The sequence below is a fragment of the Ensifer sp. BR816 genome, assembly GCF_000378985.1.
Classification (GTDB): Bacteria; Pseudomonadota; Alphaproteobacteria; order Rhizobiales; family Rhizobiaceae; genus Sinorhizobium.
On the sequence record NZ_KB905370.1, the window covers coordinates 3,549,727 to 3,567,075 of the forward strand.

Consider the following 17,349-nt stretch of genomic DNA (forward strand, 5'->3'; position numbering starts at 1 on the left):
GTGGTCACGCCCGCCCAGTGACATCGACGATCGAATGCCGTTCGAGGAGGCGAGAAAGGATCGCCGATCCCTCCTCCGACGTCGGAATGAAGAACCGGAGCTTCCAGGCGATCAACTCGGAGAACAGGCCGATCGATCTGAGCCTGTCGCGCATCCCGTCGGTGAAGCCATTGAGTTCGACGCGATAGTCGTTCATCACCCGAACCCGTCGCAACGTCATGTTGCCGGCAAGGCCAACCACCGAGGAGCCGCCGAGAAGCGATTCCCAGATCTGGGCGGCGCTGATGACCTCCGACCGATCGAGCCCGAAATTCCTGCACAGCAGGGCTAGACCCTCCGAAGAAATCAGACGGCCGACAATGCGCTCTCCCTCATCCGTCTCCAGCCGATAGACCCGGCAAAAATCCTGAGGCAGCAATTTCCAGATCGGCAGCAGCAGGCCAGAGACGACATGCATGGTCGAAATCGAAAACTCCGGGAGATTGGCGACTTCGGCATTCCACGCAGCCGAGAAGATTTGCTCGTTCGCTTCCTCCCAGTTGGTTTCTGCAAGCTGGCGCAGCTCGAAACGGATTTCGTCCATCGGCCGGATGAGCGCGACGCGCGGCTCAACCGAGCCGTCATCGAGCATGACCGAGCGGGTCGGAACCTGCACGGCCGGGCGGCCCGACTTGCCGTTGACCATTAGCCTGGCACGTGGGTCGCGCGCGGGAATAGCCAGGGCATCGGCGAGCATCATCGGCCTGTTGCGATCCATGCGCTCGATCGTCAAGAGATGCGTCTCAGCACCTGTGACCGGATGGGTATAGACGAGTTGTCTAGCCTTCACCGTCATACGGTCTGCTGTCAGCGTCTCCAGTCCCTTGTCATAGACACCGGCGGCGATCGCACCCTCGATCCGGGCAGCCAGCAACTGTTCGAAAGCGTCGAACAACAGGTTCTGCATGGCAACCGTCAGCGCCAGCATGCGGTTGAGGAAGGTGTGGATCGGCGGCAGCTCGTCCTTGAGGCCACCTTCCTCGGCGGCCAGCGAAAGGCCGGTGATCGTCTCGAACTTTTCCAGTGAGCAACCGGGGACGCCGCCGCGGTGGATGAGCTTATAGAACTGCCTGAGCGCATCGCGGGCATACTGGGATTCGAGATTGTCCTCGCTTCTGAACATGCCCTGCCCGCCGGTCTGGCGCTGGCCCCTGGTGATCGCGCCGAGCGTGTCGAGACGCCGGGCAATGGTTGACAGAAACCGGCGCTCCGCCTTGACGTTGGTGGCGATCATGCGGAAGAGCGGAGGCTGCGTCTGGTTGGTGCGATGGCTGCGCCCGAGACCCTGAATCGCAACGTCGGCCCGCCAGCCGGCTTCGAGAAGATTGTGCAGGCGTAGGCGCTGGTTCTTGGCGCCGAGATCGGCATGATAGGAGCGTCCCGTGCCGCCTGCTTCGGAAAAGATCAGGATCGGCTTCTCGTCGTCCATGAAGGCACGCGTCTCGTCGAGATTGGCGCTGCCCGGCCGGCTCTCGACGGCGAAGCGGGCGATCGTACCGCCATCGTCGCGGCGAACGATGCGACGTGTGCGCCCGGTAATCTCAGCGACTTGTCTACTGCCGAATTGCTGGACGATTTGGTCGAGTGCGGTCGGGACCGCGGGCAGGCTGCCCAGCCGTTCCAGCAACGCGTCACGGCGCGCGACCGCTTCCCGGCACAGGACGGGGTTGCCATCGGCGTCATAGACCGGCCGCGACAAGAGGTTGCCTTCGGCATCCGAATATTCCTCGAAGAGCTGTGTCGGAAAGGAATGGCTGAGATATTCCGCGACGATCTCGCGCGGCGTGACGTCAACCTGAATGTCGCCCCACTCCTCGGTCGGGATTTCCGCCAGCCGACGCTCGGTGAGCGATTGGCCGGTGGAGATGATCTGGACGATTGCCGCGTGACCCGCTTCCACATCCTTGCTGATCGCGCCGATCAAGGCCGGCGTCTTCATCGAGGTCAGAAGGTGATTGAAGAAGCGCTGCTTCGAGCTCTCGAAGGCAGACCGGGCGGCGGCTTTGGCGTTTTTGTTGCGCGTGGTGCTGTTGCTGACGATGCCTGTGGCTTCGAGCGCTTCGGTTAGATTGTTATGGATGATCTGGAAGGCCTCGGCGTAGGAATCGTAGATGCGGACCTGTTCCGCGGTCAGTTCGTGTTCGAGGATGTCGTATTCCACGCCGTCGAACGACAGGGACCTCGATGCGTAAAGGCCCATCGCCTTGAGGTCACGCGCGAGCACTTCCATCGTCGCAACGCCGCCGTCCTCGATCGCCGCGATGAACTCGGATCTGGTCGAAAAGGGAAAGTCGGCACTACCCCAGAGGCCGAGGCGTTCGGCATAGGCGAGCGATTCCACCTCGGACGCGCCGGTTGCGGAGACATAGACGACGCGGGCATCCGGCAAAGCACGCTGCAGGCGCAGCCCGGCACGGCCCTGCTGCGAGGCGGCTTTTTCGCCGCGCTCGGACTTGCCGCCGGCGGCATTCGCCATGGCGTGGCCTTCATCGAAGATAATCACACCGTCAGAGTCTTCTCCGAGCCAGTCGACGATCTGCTGGACGCGCGATCGTTTGCCTTCGCGCTCATCGGTGCGCAACGTGGCGAAGGTGACGAAGAGTATTCCCTCGTCGAGTTTGATCGGCTTGCCCTGCCTGAAGCGCGACAGAGGCGTGACGAGCAGCTTCTCCTGCCCAAGCGCGCTCCAGTCACGCTGGGCGTCTTCGATCAGGGTCTCGGATTTCGAGATCCACAGATGGCGGCGACGGCCCTGGAGCCAATTGTCCAGGATGATGCCGGCGGCCTGGCGGCCTTTGCCGGCGCCCGTGCCGTCGCCGAGAAACCAGCCACGACGAAAACGAACAGCGCCTTCCGTTTCGGGCGCGACGGCCTTGAGGTTGTCGAATGTGGCATCGACGGACCAATGGCCGGCGAGATAGCCGGAATGAGCCTCGCCGGCATAAATCACGCTCTCGAGCTGAGCGTCGGAGAGATCGCCGCCGGTGATGATGCGCCTCGGCAGATGCGGCCGATAGGTGGGCTTGGGCGGTGCCACCGATGCCATGGCGACGGATTCCACCAGCTTGTCCGGGTGGGGCTTTGCGCCCGGGATATGGATGGCCTGCAGCCGATAGGGTTCGTAAATGCCGTCGGCGACGTCGACGCGGACGCTCGGCGCTGCGTCGCGCAGTTCGTAGTCGAGTGCAATAACCTCGTCGTCGACGTGGGCCACCGGCGGGGACACGGGTCGCTGCGCACGGACAGCGGGCGATGTCCGGCTTGCCGGAGCGATCACCGCCGCGGGGCGCAGGGTGTCGGCGGCCTTGCGTGCGGCCATCTTCGCCGCGCAGGCGCGTAAGACCCCGTTGGAAAGCGGCCCTCCAATTAAGTTCGGCGCGGTCGAGGGCGAGCGGGGCGGAAGGCCCGATATCCACGAAAGCAGTGTTTCCAGATCGGGAGCCACGCCGTGCGATGAGATGAGGCTTGTGGGATCAGTGGCGGCAATCTTGTCGATCACCGTCAGGCGGGTTTCCATCGTCGTGCCGTGCCGGGCATAGACGCTGCCGTCGATCGCCGCGCTGAACAGAACCGTGCCGCGGTCCTGCAGGCGGACGAAGGCGTCGCGCCATTTGGGATTGTCGGGGGACAGGCTGGAGCCGGTGATCGCCACAAGTCGGCCGCCAGGCGCAAGCCGGGCGAAGGCGGAGGCGAGATGACGCCACGCGGTGTCGGGCATGCGGCCTTCGACATGAACGCCGGCCGAAAACGGCGGGTTCATCAACACGACCGTCGGACGAACGGAACGGTCGAGATAGTCATCGATGCGGGCGGCGTCGTGCTGCGACACCGCCGAGCCTGAGAAGAGGTGCACCAGCAGACCGCGACGAACCGGGGTGTATTCGTTAAGGGAAAGGCGCGCATGGGCAAGTTCGGCGAAGATGGCCATCAGGCCGGTCCCGGCCGACGGCTCGAGCACTGTGTCGACCGCCATGATGCCGGCGGCGCGAGCCGCGATAAAGCCAAGTGGCAGTGGCGTGGAAAACTGCTGGAGCTGTTGGCTTTCCTCCGAGCGCCGTGTGTGGGTCGGGACCAGGCCCACGATCTTGTTCAGCATCGCCAGCGCCGCCTGAGGGGCGTTCGCGCGGGCGGAGATCGCCGCGCCGAACTTGCGCAGGAACAGGACCTGCGCGACCTCGGTCGCCTCATAGGCATCCTTCCATGCCCAGAAGCCTTCGGCGTCCGAGCCGCCGAAGGCATTCGTGAGGATAGCGCGAAGGTCGGCTGCGCCGATGGCCTGGCCGCGTTCGAGAAACGGCAGAAGCTGATGGCCGGCGAGGAGAATTTTGCCAGCACGGCCGGTGTGATCGGCGGGAGCAAGCGAGGTGGCGGCCGCGTTTGCGGCGCCGGATGTGATGAGGTTCATGGCAGACCCTGTCGAGAGCGGAAAAGGACCGGCCCGCCCGAACGCTCTCCAAACCCCGGCAGGCCGCCCCTTATCCGGCCCCTCTCTCCCTCTGGGGCGACGCAACACCTATCTCAAGGAGTAGCTATCGGTGCGGGGTCAGGCTGGGACCCTCATCCCCTTCCAGACTCCTCGATGCCAATTCCCAATTAACGGCCTATTGACTTCCAATTATCATATTTCATATTTCCAATTTTCAAAGAGTCGGAAGCAGCCATGTACAATCGGTTCGTCGAGCATCGGGTGGAAGAATCTCTTTCGGATACGCCGGTCGTCCTCATCGTCGGCCCACGCCGAGCGGGAAAAACGACGCTCGTGCGGAAGCTAGACGGCGACGATCGCCGTTACATCACGCTGGACGATCAGACCGTGCTTGCGGCGGCGCAATCCGACCCCGCCGGATTCATAAGGGGTCTCGACAAGGCGATCATCGACGAAATCCAGCGCGCGCCCGACTTGCTCCTGGCGATCAAGAAGACGGTGGATGAGGATTATCGTCCGGGCCGTTTTCTGCTGACCGGCTCAGCCAATGTACTCACCCTGCCTCGTGTCGCCGACAGCCTGGCCGGCCGCATGGAGACGATCCGCATGTTGCCGCTGTCCCGGCTCGAGATCGATGGAGGACCGTCGACCTTCCTGCCCCGGTTGTTCGAAGGAAAACTGCAAGGCGATCGGGAAGCGATCGTCGGCGACGATCTTCTGAAGCTTGTTTTGCGCGGCGGTTTTCCCGAAGCAATCGCCCGTGAAAGCGAGCGGAGGAGACAGGACTGGGCGCGATCCTACCTGACATCGGTCCTCACCCGCGATCTCAGGGATATTGCCGATGTCGAGAAACTGACCGAGCTGCCGAAATTCGTGCGGCTCCTGGCCGAACATTCAGGCCAGTTGGTGAACTATTCGCAGTTCGGGTCGAGCATCAATGTCAGCCACAAGACCGGACAGCGGTATGTCGGCTTGCTCGAACAGGTGTTCCTGATCGCCACCGTGCAGCCCTGGTATACGAATGCACTGAAACGGATTGCCAAGACGCCAAAGCTGCACTTCCTCGATTCCGGCATACTGGCCGCGGCAAGAGGGCTCACCTTCGACCGGATCAAGGCCGATCGCGGTGCATTCGGTTCGCTTCTGGAAACCTTTGTCTTTTCCGAGATCCTGAAACTCATGTCGGGTTCGGACCTTAGGCTTACGCCCTACCATTTCCGAGACCAGCAGATGCGCGAGGTGGATGTCGTGCTCGAACGCGACGACGGCATGATCGTGGGAATTGAGGTGAAGGCAAGCGCCACGGTGAAGGCGGGTGATTTCGGGGGCCTGAAGACGCTAGCGGACGCGTGCGGCGAGAAATTTGCCTTCGGCATCGTCCTTTATGACAATACCGATGTCGTACCGTTCGGCGAAAAGCTCGCCGCAGCACCGCTTTCATGCCTGTGGCGATAAGCAGATCGCGCTGGCCACTGTTTCATACTATAATATTTCCGATAGTATAATCGATCAGGTCTGTGCTACTTCGCCATTAAAGACCTCGTCCGGCGGCGTAGGAGGAGCAAGGTGCGGCGGTTTCTGATCGGCGACAGGTCACTCGAAGAGGAATCTGTCGAGTTTCGAGTACTGCTTGGGCATGCCTATGAGCAGAGGCGGCGCCCGATGTGTCTGTGCAAGGAGCCACCGGTTGCGATGTATATCGCGCGCCTGGAGGATCAGTATCTCATCAAGCGCATGCCGCTCTCGGGGCGCGACCACGATCCTGCGTGCCCGTCCTATGAGCCACCCTACGAGCTTTCCGGCCTCGGCCCGCTGATCGGCAATGCGATCCAGATCGATGCCAGCGGCAAGGCAGAGCTGAAGCTGGATTTTTCCCTGACAAAGCGCGGGCCGCGATCGGCGCCGGGCGCGCCGGCCGAAGCAGCCGAGCCGGGCATCCGCAGCGAGCCCAAAAAGCTGTCGCTCAAGGGCATGCTGCATTATCTCTGGGAGGCTGGCGAACTCACGGAATGGCGTTCGACATGGGCGGGCCGGCGTGGTTGGGGCCGGGTGCGCACGAGCCTGATCAATGCCGCCTCACAGATGACCGCAAGGGGCGGTCCGTTGAGCGACATGCTCTTCGTCCCGGAGGTATTCCATCCCGAGGACAAGGACGGGATCGCCGCCCGTCGCGCCGCCGCGCTCAAAGACATACAGGCGACGGGGTCGGGACCGCGCAAGCTCATGATGATCGTGGCCGAGGTGAAGGAGTTTTCCGCGGCGCGCGAGGGGCACAGGATCGTGGTACGACATGTTCCCTTCCCGCTGATGATCGAGGACGGTGCATGGAGGCGGCTTGCCGCGCGCTATGAGACCGAACTGGAACTGTGGCGCTCGAGCGAGACCTTCCATCTGATCGTCATCGCCACCTTCGGCGTGTCGGCCGCCGGCATCGCTTCGGTTGAAGAGGTCGCCCTCATGGTCGTCAACGAGCATTGGCTGCCATTCGAGGACATTCACGAGTTGCGGCTCCTGGAAAAGCTCAGCCATCTTAAGCGAAAGAGCGTCAAGGGACTGCGTTTCAACCTGCCGCGCGATGCGCCGATCGTGTCGGTCACATTGCCCGAACAAAAACCCGCGCCCGTCGCGATGTTCATCGTGCCGGCAAGTGCCGGAGACGATTACGAACACGCGCTTGCGGATATGATCGAGGCGAGACCGGAGATCGCACCCTGGGTCTGGCGGGTGGCCGAGGGCGAAATGCCGCGGCTTCCTTGATACGGGGGACATGGGAACGCGGGGCGTTGACAGGGCGAAGCGAATAAGAACAGCTGCGGCATAGTAACTATCCGTCATTTTCTTCAACCGGACCATCATGAAGCCTGAAAAGAAGCCGTTCATTGTCGAGATCAAAAATCGGCGTCGCCTGTCCCGGCGAGATCGCTCGATCTGGGGAGACATCGATCTGAAGGCCGCTGGCAATCAGGTCGACGTCGAGCAGACAGCCGGAGAGAGTGATTTGGCAATGTCCATGCGGCCGTCCGAGGCCGCGGCGGAGCAAACAGCAACCGAGATCAACGCCTGATCGCGTCATACACCAGCTTCGGCGCCGCCCATCCGTTGACGTAGAAATATCGCTTCGCCCGGAGACGCGCGACATAGGCGTCTTGCCCCCTGTGGGATCCGAGCCGGTTGAAGCGCGCCCGGGAATAGTCGATCATCCCGTCCCCTTCAGTCAGTTCCAGCCGACCTGCCGCCGCCAGCGCTTCGATATGGGAGCGGAGTGATCTGACGACACCATCGAATCGATACTGCCTGTCCAGAGCGGCGTTGAGGCGGCCCGCTTGCATGGGAGAGAGTGCTTCGGTGTTGAACATGGGATTTCCGTGAATGCGAAAACCCGGCGCGGATGGCCGGGTTCTGATCGGGTTGGATGGGCGATGCCGCTTTAGAAGACCGTAATCAGGCAGCGCTTTCGAGGAGCTTTCGGGCCTTGCCTTCCAGCTCCAATCGCGTGTCCTGATGGGCTTTTCCGCGGGCAAGCGCGGTGATCCCCTGGACAAAGTCAAAGATGCTCTCGGGTGGCCTCCCTTCTTCGCAAAGCACGGTCTCGATGATCTTGCCGGTTTCGGCCTTGGAGAAACCGCGCTTGCGCAGGAAATCCGAGCGGTCCTCGTCGTTGCGGGCAACGATCCGCTCACGGGCGGCGCGAATGCCGGCGATGAAGGGCGCCGGCGAGGAATTGGCGAAGCTCGTCAGCGCCGGCGTCGCTTCATGGGCGAAGCGTTGCGCCGCGAACTTCGAATGCCGGATGGTGATCTCCTCGAAATTTTCGGTGCCCCACAAATTTCTGTTGGCACACACCGCCCGCAGATAGAACGACGCGATGCCGAGCGTCTTGGAGCCGACCTCGGAGTTCCAGGCATAGAACCCGCGGAAGTAAAGATCCGGATCGCCGTTCGGCAGACGGCCGGCCTCGATCGGGTGCGTGTCGTCGACCAGGAAGAGAAAGACATCACGGTCGCTGGCATAGAGTGTCGTCGTGTCTTTCATGATATCGACGAACGGATTGTGGGTCATGGTCGACCAGTCAAGCACGCCCGGTACCTTCCAGATCGTATCCCCGGTTCCGTTGCCGGCGATGCTCATGACGGCGGCAACAAGGTCCTTGTCCCATATGCGGCCGTATTCGGGTCCGGTCACCGCCCTGAGCTCGACGCGACCGTCATCCATCTCCAGGGTTTTGACCAGTTCGGCGCTGTGGTTCAGCAGCCCGTGCTGAAGGTTGATCGCGGCCAGCGGCGCAGGCAGCTGCCGCATATAGCTCGCGGGCGCGCCGACCAGGCTGCAAAGCTGGCCATAGCTCCAGTGCGTCGGCGCAATCGGCTGACGCCCGCCGGGAACGATCAAGGCAAGGCGCTCGGCATTGTCACGGGTCGCTTCCACGCGGATCTCGGCGCTTTCGACCGTTCGAACGCGGGCGCGATCGGTTCTGGCGCTGACCGCGCGATGAAGATCGGTGAGCGACAGGTAGCGCTCGTCGTCGGGACGCGAGAACCATTCGGACGAGACGCGGCCGATACGTTCGCCGCGCGAAATATCGACCTTGAAGCCGGACGATACCGGCCACGGGGCGGAAATCATGGTGTTCATGCTCAAATCTCCTGAAACGAAGAAGCCCGGCTGATCGCTTTCGCGACAACCGGGCTGGTGGGATGGAAGATGGCTCGCCGCCGAGGGTCTGTCCGACGGGGCGGCCAAACGGGAAAGTTAAGACACGCCACCCGGGGAGCGGCGCGTCTTGGCTTGTCAATCGATCGCCTGGAATATCTCGGAAGCTTCTGGATGGTCGGCCGAATAGGTGTAGAGACGGGCGTAGCCCTCTGAGAGATAGTCCGACTGATACTGGAACGAGAGATGGGAGAAGGCGAATAGCGTGGCGATGATCCCGGCGGCTTCGGCGGAAACGTCCCCCTGAAATCCGGTGATCTCGCCGGTAATCCGAAACCGCGATGTAGATTGCGGAGCAAGGAACAGCGGCTTGCCCTCGTATTCGTAGAAATCCCAGAAGCCGCCGCCATAGTCGAGCGGACTCAGCCGGTCCATGAAGCTGTAGACCGCGTTCTCAGCGACGATCAGGAGTGAACGCCCGAACAGCGCGGGCAGGAATTCCTGGCGACGCTCTTCGGGGACGATAGTGGCGCTTTGAGCTGCAATCACGGATGTCGACATTGATTTACTCTCCAGAGAGGCGACAGGGTTCAGGCCGGACAACCCTCTCTCCCATCGCCCGGCTTCAATCCTGCTCCGGCCCCTCTCTTCCTCCTCCGGCCAACCGCAGCCGCCCCCTTCCCGGCCCGACACGCTTTGTCTCCAATGGTGAGAAATAGGAAGGCCCGGCACGATGGCCGGGCCTCCGCTTGATTGATGAATTTAAAGCGATTATTCCGCCGCTTCGAGGTGTTCGCCGCCATCCTCTGCGAGATCGCTGGACGTCTCTTCGGCATCCGCACCTTCTGTCAGAAAGGCTGGCAGATCGACGTCAGCACCTCCCTCGGTACTGCCATCGCTAACGTCAACCGTATCCGCCATGGAGGCGGCAGCTTCGTCGGGTGTTTCGTCGACCGAAAGCCGCAGCACTTCGGGAAGCCAACCGCTGCCTTCCAGCAGCCGGGCGGCCTCACGGGCCATGTCGGGTTTCTTCAGATGGTCGATGAGCTGCGCCGACTGTTCGCCTTTCGCGTCCCGGACGGCCTGCAGGATATGCGCTTTCGTGACCCGGCCGAGATAGTTGTCAACAGTCGGCGTCCAACCTGCCTCGACCATGCTGAACCCGATCGACTGGGCAAGCTGCTTCGCATGGGCGACTTCCCGCGAGCGCCGGTTCCACGCCTGGATCGTGGCGTTGAGCGACAGCGAGACGCAATGGGCAAACAGCGCCATGCGGCTCGCCTCATCGAGCGCGATCAGATAGTCCCAGACTTCGTCGGCATTGCCGGGAAGATCATGGCCCCAGGACTCCTGCCGCTCACCGATCTCCTTCGCCCAGACCGTATCGCCGAGTCCCGGGGTCTGGCTGAACGCCGTGTGCTGCGCGGTGATTTCCAGGCACGAGTCCGACCCATACCTGTAGAAGGTTTTGAGGACGAACACGTGCAGGGCGGCGATGAAGGCGATTACCGGATCATTGGCCAGCGCATTGCGGAGCGCGACAGTGCGGGCGGCCGTGAGGTCCTCGATGATACGGTCGGAGAGCGGACGGATCTTGCCGTCATCGTCCTCCGGTTCCTCGGTGCCGACAGGCTTGCCGTTGGTCGAGACCCCGCCGCTCGCGGGAGCCGTAGCGACATCGTCGTCGCTTGCACCGCTGTCATCGCCATCAGCGGCATCGCGGCCATCCGCCTCTACGACAGGTTCGTCTTCGGGCCGGACGAAACCGCGTTCGATCTTCAACTCGCCTTTGGCGGCAAGCGAGATGAAGGCGCCACCGCGGGCGACGTCCGCCGGATCGAAAACGAAAGGTCGGTCGTTCAGGGCGTCCAACGCGTTGCCGAGTTCCTCAAGCCGGGCTTCGGTCTCCTCGGAATAGTCCTCCGCCGCGGCATATTCTGCATCGAGTTTGTCATATTCCGCCTTCAGGGCGTCATGGCGGGCAAGCTCCTCCTCGGTGTACTCGAGCCGTTCACCGTAGAAGCGGCGCAGGCCAGAGGTGTGGCCGTACGGAAAGTCGAAGGCGGCATAGACCCATTTCCATCCCTCTTCGCTCTTCAGCGCCTCGGCGTCGGCGGTCAGCTTTTCGAGCACGAGCTGCTCGAGCAGGGCCGGGTCCTGCAGCCATCCGCCATTGTCCTCATCGAACAGGTCGCGCATCACGACACCGCCGGCAGCCTCATAGGCGTCGATGCCGACATAGACGACACGTCGATCGGAGGCCCGGACCGCGGTTTCGGTCAGCATCCGGCGGATATAGTAGGGGTCCTGATCATGAGACCGGGAGATCGTGTCCCAGACCTGCTCCTGCCGGACATGGTCATTGGTGATCGAAAACGCCATGACCTGGCCGAGCTTCATCTCGTCATTGGCATAGAATTCTAGCAGGCGCGGCGAAACGGAGGCCAACCGCAGGCGCTGCTTCACCGTCGCCACCGAGATGTGGAAGCGGGCCGCGATCTCTTCCTCGTCGAGCCCCTGCTCGCGCAGCGCCATCATGCCGCGAAACTCATCCAGGGGATGGAGATCGAGGCGCTTGACGTTTTCGGCAAGCGAGTCCTCGACTTCGAGGGTTTCGCCTTTGCTGACGATGCACGGGATTCCGGCGGTCCTGGACAGCCTCTTCTGGTTGACCAGCAATTCCAGCGCGCGGTAGCGGCGGCCGCCCGCCGGAATGCGATAGATCCCGGTCTCGTTGCCGTCACCATCGAGCTCTGCACGGACATTAAGGCTGGTCAGCAGTCCGCGATGAGCGATGTCTTCGGCAAGCTCCTCGATCGAGACGCCCGCCTTGGTCTTGCGCACGTTCTGCTGGCTGAGAACGAGCTTGTTGAAGGGAATGTCGCGCCCGGCATTTAGGGTGATTTTCTGGATGGCCTGTGCCATGTCGTTTCTCTCCGTGGCGGACTGGCCGGAGCCTCTCTCCGACAACCGCAACCCGCCGCGAACGCCCCTTCCCCCCTCTCCCTCCTTACCCGTCCGCAGCCTTCCACCGTTTTCCGGCTGGCGCCCGCCTCGTCGCAGGCCACAGATGGCCGGCTGTTCGGATTGCCGGCCCGGCGGAATAGGATACAAAGCACGTGTCACAGGCCACCCAAGCGGGTTGGGCCTTGCGGGTATCGCCGATCTTCGCGGGACACGGGTTGGCCGGCGCCGCGCGATAGTCGCGCTTGCGCGATCTCTCAGGATTTCACATGCTGACTTCCGGGCGGGCGCGTCTTATCCGAGAGGATCGACGCAGACATCGGTAACACGGAAGCGGCCGTCAATCCGCTTGCATTGAATGACGATATCAATTGCGACTCTAAGGAGATCGCGTATCTCAGACCTTCCAAGGTCCTTGCCGCTCTCGGACTCCTTGACGAGGAGGGTCAGCTGTTCGACCGCCAGCCTTGTGGAGTCGGCATGCACCGTCGTGATCGAGCCTGGGTGCCCGGAATTGATGTTCCGAACGTAGTAGAACGCTGTGCCGTCACGCAGTTCCTGCAAAAGAATTCGATCGGGCCGCATGCGCATACATGACTCCAACAGGTCCTTTGGTCCAATTTTCGCAGTGCCCTGGCCTCCCTTGGAATAGAATAGCCGGACATGGTTCGGCTGCGCGATAAAAAGCTCCGGCGTGTCCTCGATCGAGATGATCCGCTCGCTGTCAGGGATGTGCCGGATCAGCGCCTTCGACAAAGTCGTCTTGCCTGACCCGGTTGCCCCCGAAATAATAATGTTCTTGCGCGCTAGCACGGCGGCGCGCAGGAATTCCGCATATGCGCCCTTTCGGTGCAGATCGATAAGTCTTCGGTCGGCTACTGCCAGCCCCTCGGTGGGCGCAGTCACGTCGAACAGCCCGCCCTTCTCCAGGTCATCTAGACTGAACGTCACCGACGACGGTTTTCGAATGGTAATGCTGACGGTTTCCTTGATCGTCGCCGGCGGGATGACAATCTGGATGCGCTCCTCGTCCGGCAGGGTGGCGGAGAGGATAGGCTGTTGCTCGTCGATGGCCTGGTGCGAATAGGTGGCGATGGCGCGCGCAAGCCGCATCAGCTTCTCGAAGGTCAGTTCGGGCGCGTAGTGGCTCGCCCATCCTTCCGCCCCTTCCGTCAATACCTCGCATGGCCGGTTAATGACGACCTCGTAGAGCGACTTATTCTCGAGAAACCGCGAGAGCGGCGAAAGCAGCTCTCGCACCACACCTGCATCTGCTGCTTCCGCCATCGGATCGTCTGCCTATTTCGTTACCGGCTTCGACCGCGAACCGAATTCCCCCAGCACGGCGCGGTCAAAGATTTGGGTGCGCGGCTCGGTCACACGCAAACGGTAGACACCGGAAAAATCGAGGTCGCGGGCGACGAATATCGACACGAGCTGACCCTGATGCTTTTTCAGCGTCGGTGGAATGTTGATCGACTGCTCGACGGCGACGGCCGCTGCTTGCTGGCCGGCCGTGGTGGTTCCTTGGGCGTCTACGTCGCTGTCATGCAGACGGCTGCCAAGATAGCTGGAAGCATCGCCGACGACCGAGAGCAGCAGGGCACTGCCGAAACGCTCCCACCAATGGCTATCGACGTAACCGTCCACCCCCGCCCGACCAAGCGCATCCGTCGTCGGTGAGGCGAGCGTGATGATCACGCCCTTCGGCGTCTTGGCGCGGTTCCAGAGGACGAACAGGCGCTTTTGGCCGCGGTTAAGGCCGCCGCGATACTCGCCGACCACCTGTGTACCCTTTTCCATCAGTACGACCCGGCCATTATCGGAGAGCACATCGCGATTGATGATGCAACTTGCAAAGCCCGGCTGGTCGGATGCGAGTGCGGTCTCAAGCACGCATGGGATCGAGGTTCCCATCGCCACGATGAAGTTCCGGTTGCCGAGTCGTCCCGCGCGCGATCCTTCGAGCTGTGTGGGCGTCATCAGCTGATTGAAACGTCGAGCTTGATCCTCAGGCTGTGTGTTGACCGTGCCGAAGGTTGAAGCGAGGGGGAGATAGCTGGCGTCGGGGTCGGTGCTGGTTGCAGTATTTTCTCGCCGCTCCGCCAGGGCCCGTTGTCCGTTATAGGCAATGACTGGAGCGCGGCGCGCCGAGTCGAGTAGCGGATCATCGGCCGGCGCTGCTTTTCTTTCCACGACAGGCAGGGGCAGTTCGACCTGTGGCATGGGAGCCTCGATCTTCGGTTCCTCCTTCGCGGGCTCGAAACTCGTCGTCTGACGGACGACCACCCGCTCGGGATTAGTCGTATTCGCTTTGCCCTCCTGATCGCGCATCGACCAAAGGGCAAAGCCGATGAAGGCAATCATCGCTGCGACCACTGCGCCGCGCCTTACCAAGGGGTGCCCGTCAAGCCTCCGACCGCTATTGGTTTCTGCGCGCTCTCCGGGGATTCGATCCTGAAATTCTTCTGGCATTGCCGTCCCTATCGCTCAGCGCCAGCCGGCGGCTGCCTTGTGACGCGCTCGACTGATGGAGAGGTCGTATTGGTATCGGGATTGATGCCAAGCGGATCATAAGCCTCGTTGAACACACAGAGCACGTCCCCTCCCCGGCGCAGGATGAACTTGCGGCTGATCGCATGGACACGAACGAGGTCTGCCTCGATCGTTTTTGGCACCAGGCTCTCCGTTCCGTCCGAGTTCTCTATGTAGATTGCAGGCATTTCCTGGTTGCCGGAGAAGGCGAAGGTCGTGATCTTGCCATTGTCGTAGACGGCATTTGGCTCGAGTGCAGTCGATCCCTGCGCCGAATATCGCCAGTTGCGGGGGCCATAGGCTTCATGCAGGGAGAATACCTGATCCGCCTCGCGCGCCGCTGCCGCTTGCGCCCGCGCAGCAGCGTCGAAGCGTCGGCGCCTCGTCTCGTCGGCGGGATAGCGGTACTTGACGTAGAAATAGGTGTTCTGACCTGCAGCGACCGAACCGTCGCGCACCGTGAGTTCCATCTGGTAACTGCGGGTCGAACCATCGCGGCGAGCCGTCACCACCGAGATGTTCGTCAACGGCTGGTTCTCGCGGGGTTTAAGGAAGAGGATGTTTCCGGCCGGCGCCACTTCCCACGCAATGCTATTGCCGAGCGCCACGTGCACGACCTCTTCGTCCTCAGCGAACTCGACCTGCACGGAGGAGCGCAGCGATCCGACGATCTTCGTGATGTCATAAGGCTGATAGTTGATGAAGCGAACGCGATTGTCGTAGGGCGCGGCGCGCGGCGTCTCCAGTGCAAATGCGCTTGAGGAGAGGCCGGCGCTCATGATGACGACGGTGAACAGGCGGTGGTTCAATTGATCGCCTCCGGATCGGCCCTGTATTCGCTGACGACGAAGCCGAGCGGGTTCACCAGCCGGTCGGTCGCGGACATGGGGGCGTTGACGTAGGTGAAGGTAAGCGTGGCCACCCAATGGGTGGTCCGGACCTCCTCGCCGCGCACGACGGTTTTGGTGTAGCGGACCGAGGCAACCTGCGCGTTGATAAGTGCAATCGAAACGATATCGACCTTCGAGGTAGCGATGCGGCCGTAAATATTCTGCGGCGACTGAGGATTGCTGCCACGGTAGAGGGCGGCGAAGCGCGATTGCTCGGTTTCGGCCGACAGCAGTGTGACGATGCGGAAGTTTTCCTCCGCCTCGCTCCAGACATAGCCCTCGCGCGCCCGGACATATCTGGCGGCGAAATATTTGGTCACCGCCTCGTCATAGGTGCCGGGCGCCGAGCCTAACGCCGACACCACGTCGACGATGCCTGTAGAATTGTCGACCCTGACGACGAAGGGTTCGACCGTCTTCAGCGGCGTCAGCGCCAGGATGGCGACGGCCAAGGCGACGGCCAGGAGGCCAGCTACGGTGGCGACGGACCAGGCAATGCGGACCGAGCGTTCGGCCATGATCATCCGGTCCTGATCGAAGCGCCTTGCCTTTTCGAAGTAGCTCTTGAGGCTTTCTGCGGTAACCATGGCTGCTACCCCGCGCAACGACCGTAGGAGCCGGCAAGGCCGAAGGTCTGCAAGGCTGGAGGCGGATCCGTTGCCGGTCCTTCGGTAAAGGCTAATGCGATGGTCGCTGGCCCAGTTCGCGTCAGATCCGAATGGCTATGCTTCAGCGCGCCCTTCTCCTGCCACTGCCACATAGACCGGTTGAGCGGTCTTCGGGAATAGCCATCGCATGTGGGCGGAGAGTGGGAATGCGACGCACAGGCGCTTACGGCAGATGCTAGACATAGAAACAGCGCTACACGTGTCATGCGGAATTGCCTTCTAATTGTTTTCTCAAGCCGTTGACCTGGTCTTGCCGGAAGTGAGGGTAGCTCCAACCGCACGGATGGTGCGGCCGGCAACGCGCGTGGCGTGTAAGGTACCCCAGGCAAGCGTGCTCTCATGCGCCCTACGCGCCGTGCCATAGCCATAAGTTAGCGACGCACCGCCGGAGGCGAGTGCCGAAGCGATGCCCGGAAGTTGGTAGAAAACGTAGAAAGCGGCGAGGCAGATGGCGCAAAGTGCGATCGGCCGCATCAACAAGTCGCTATAGCCTTCGACCTCGGCGAAGGTTGAGTCGATGCAGGTGATCAGCAGCGAACCGATTGCGACCACCAGCACCTGCAGGATGACGAAGTTGACGAGTTGACCGATCCAGGCCTCGGTGAAGCGCCGGGTGGACTGGAACATGGCAAGTGCAATGAATACCGGCCCGATTGCGAGCACGATGGCGAGCGCCAGCCTGGCATAGAGCGACACGACGAAGCCGACGGCGGCAACGACAAAACTCGCGCAGAGGACGAGCGTGCCGCTGATGCTTGTGACCATGTCAACCGGCCAGGTGGCTCTGTTCCATATCTCCCTTGCACTCTCCTGGCCCTTGTCGAGGAGGCTGTCGAAGGCCGAAGCGCTCGGTGCCCTGCCGGAGTTCAATGCCTGAGAGATTTCCTTCGGAAGCGTCTCGAAGAAGACATCACCGACATAGGTCTGATAGTTGCCGGCGTTCTTCACCAGCATCAGGATGATCGCCAGCTTCATCGCGCGGAACGCGAAGTCCATGATCGGCTCCTGCACCGACCCGCGGATGACCAGGAAGCCGTAAAGCACGACGTGTAAGGTCAGTGCTGCGGTCAAAGGGCCGGCGACCCAACTGGCGATGTTGGAGGTGCCCGAGGAAATGAAGTTCTCCAGGGGCGCCTTGAACTGCCCGTCGACAAAGGCAAAGACCTGATACATGCGC

13 protein-coding genes are annotated in these 17,349 nt (G+C 61.9%); 3 read left to right on the forward strand and 10 right to left on the reverse strand.

Annotation, left to right across the window (positions count from 1 at the left end):
- Positions 1 to 4: 4 nt before the first annotated feature.
- On the reverse strand, positions 5 to 4,444 hold the full coding sequence (locus tag RHIBR816_RS0117045; RefSeq protein WP_018237786.1) for a strawberry notch-like NTP hydrolase domain-containing protein: 4,440 nt from the start codon (positions 4,442 to 4,444) through the stop codon (positions 5 to 7).
- 255 nt (positions 4,445 to 4,699) lie between these two features.
- Here RHIBR816_RS0117045 and RHIBR816_RS0117050 point away from each other — a divergent pair, with 255 nt between their 5' ends.
- The 3 genes from RHIBR816_RS0117050 to RHIBR816_RS37530 all read left to right on the forward strand — a co-directional run bounded on the left by RHIBR816_RS0117050 (position 4,700) and on the right by RHIBR816_RS37530 (position 7,529).
- A complete protein-coding gene (locus RHIBR816_RS0117050; RefSeq protein WP_018237787.1) occupies positions 4,700 to 5,920 on the forward strand; it encodes an ATP-binding protein in 1,221 nt (406 codons plus the stop codon).
- A gap of 111 nt (positions 5,921 to 6,031) precedes the next feature.
- On the forward strand, positions 6,032 to 7,222 hold the full coding sequence (locus RHIBR816_RS0117055; protein WP_026187104.1) for a DUF1173 domain-containing protein: 1,191 nt from the start codon (positions 6,032 to 6,034) through the stop codon (positions 7,220 to 7,222).
- Positions 7,223 to 7,319: 97 nt separating this feature from the next.
- Positions 7,320 to 7,529, forward strand: coding sequence for a hypothetical protein (locus RHIBR816_RS37530; protein ID WP_018237789.1), 210 nt, complete (start codon positions 7,320 to 7,322; stop codon positions 7,527 to 7,529).
- On the opposite strand, the gene RHIBR816_RS0117065 is transcribed toward RHIBR816_RS37530, so the two are convergent.
- From RHIBR816_RS0117065 to RHIBR816_RS0117105, 9 genes are all read right to left on the reverse strand, one after another.
- The gene (locus tag RHIBR816_RS0117065) at positions 7,519 to 7,821 is read right to left on the reverse strand and encodes a hypothetical protein (protein ID WP_018237790.1); all 303 of its coding nucleotides are present in this window, start codon (positions 7,819 to 7,821) and stop codon (positions 7,519 to 7,521) included. The genes RHIBR816_RS37530 and RHIBR816_RS0117065 overlap by 11 nt on opposite strands.
- 85 nt (positions 7,822 to 7,906) lie before the next feature.
- A complete protein-coding gene (locus RHIBR816_RS0117070; protein WP_018237791.1) occupies positions 7,907 to 9,097 on the reverse strand; it encodes a hypothetical protein in 1,191 nt (396 codons plus the stop codon).
- 156 nt (positions 9,098 to 9,253) lie between these two features.
- A complete protein-coding gene (locus RHIBR816_RS0117075) occupies positions 9,254 to 9,676 on the reverse strand; it encodes an antirestriction protein (RefSeq protein ID WP_018237792.1) in 423 nt (140 codons plus the stop codon).
- Positions 9,677 to 9,886: 210 nt separating this feature from the next.
- The gene (locus RHIBR816_RS0117080; RefSeq protein ID WP_018237793.1) at positions 9,887 to 12,040 is read right to left on the reverse strand and encodes a ParB/RepB/Spo0J family partition protein; all 2,154 of its coding nucleotides are present in this window, start codon (positions 12,038 to 12,040) and stop codon (positions 9,887 to 9,889) included.
- A gap of 333 nt (positions 12,041 to 12,373) precedes the next feature.
- Entirely contained in the window at positions 12,374 to 13,366 is a 993-nt protein-coding gene (gene virB11 / locus RHIBR816_RS0117085) for a P-type DNA transfer ATPase VirB11 (RefSeq protein ID WP_018237794.1), read from the reverse strand.
- Between the two features lie 12 nt (positions 13,367 to 13,378).
- Positions 13,379 to 14,554, reverse strand: a complete 1,176-nt coding sequence (virB10, locus tag RHIBR816_RS0117090) for a type IV secretion system protein VirB10 (RefSeq protein ID WP_026187105.1) — start codon at positions 14,552 to 14,554, stop codon at positions 13,379 to 13,381.
- An 8-nt stretch (positions 14,555 to 14,562) separates the two neighbouring features.
- Positions 14,563 to 15,393, reverse strand: coding sequence for a P-type conjugative transfer protein VirB9 (gene virB9, locus RHIBR816_RS0117095; RefSeq protein WP_034816425.1), 831 nt, complete (start codon positions 15,391 to 15,393; stop codon positions 14,563 to 14,565).
- 26 nt (positions 15,394 to 15,419) lie between these two features.
- Positions 15,420 to 16,091, reverse strand: a complete 672-nt coding sequence (locus RHIBR816_RS0117100) for a virB8 family protein (protein ID WP_018237797.1) — start codon at positions 16,089 to 16,091, stop codon at positions 15,420 to 15,422.
- Positions 16,092 to 16,403: 312 nt separating this feature from the next.
- Positions 16,404 to 17,345 carry a type IV secretion system protein gene (locus RHIBR816_RS0117105; RefSeq protein ID WP_018237798.1) on the reverse strand — a complete coding sequence of 314 codons (942 nt, stop codon included), beginning with the start codon at positions 17,343 to 17,345 and terminating at the stop codon, positions 16,404 to 16,406.
- Positions 17,346 to 17,349: the final 4 nt, after the last annotated feature.

Excerpts from the sequence above, each read along its gene's own strand:
- RHIBR816_RS0117045 (WP_018237786.1), bottom strand. The coding sequence starts at position 4,444 with ATGAACCTCATCACATCCGGCGCCGCAAACGCGGCCGCCACCTCGCTT.
- RHIBR816_RS0117050 (WP_018237787.1), top strand. The coding sequence starts at position 4,700 with ATGTACAATCGGTTCGTCGAGCATCGGGTGGAAGAATCTCTTTCGGAT.
- RHIBR816_RS37530 (WP_018237789.1), top strand. The coding sequence starts at position 7,320 with ATGAAGCCTGAAAAGAAGCCGTTCATTGTCGAGATCAAAAATCGGCGT.
- RHIBR816_RS0117065 (WP_018237790.1), bottom strand. The coding sequence starts at position 7,821 with ATGTTCAACACCGAAGCACTCTCTCCCATGCAAGCGGGCCGCCTCAAC.
- RHIBR816_RS0117070 (WP_018237791.1), bottom strand. The coding sequence starts at position 9,097 with ATGAACACCATGATTTCCGCCCCGTGGCCGGTATCGTCCGGCTTCAAG.
- RHIBR816_RS0117075 (WP_018237792.1), bottom strand. The coding sequence starts at position 9,676 with ATGTCGACATCCGTGATTGCAGCTCAAAGCGCCACTATCGTCCCCGAA.
- RHIBR816_RS0117080 (WP_018237793.1), bottom strand. The coding sequence starts at position 12,040 with ATGGCACAGGCCATCCAGAAAATCACCCTAAATGCCGGGCGCGACATT.
- virB11 (WP_018237794.1), bottom strand. The coding sequence starts at position 13,366 with ATGGCGGAAGCAGCAGATGCAGGTGTGGTGCGAGAGCTGCTTTCGCCG.
- virB10 (WP_026187105.1), bottom strand. The coding sequence starts at position 14,554 with ATGCCAGAAGAATTTCAGGATCGAATCCCCGGAGAGCGCGCAGAAACC.
- virB9 (WP_034816425.1), bottom strand. The coding sequence starts at position 15,393 with ATGAGCGCCGGCCTCTCCTCAAGCGCATTTGCACTGGAGACGCCGCGC.
- RHIBR816_RS0117100 (WP_018237797.1), bottom strand. The coding sequence starts at position 16,091 with ATGGTTACCGCAGAAAGCCTCAAGAGCTACTTCGAAAAGGCAAGGCGC.
- RHIBR816_RS0117105 (WP_018237798.1), bottom strand. The coding sequence starts at position 17,345 with ATGTATCAGGTCTTTGCCTTTGTCGACGGGCAGTTCAAGGCGCCCCTG.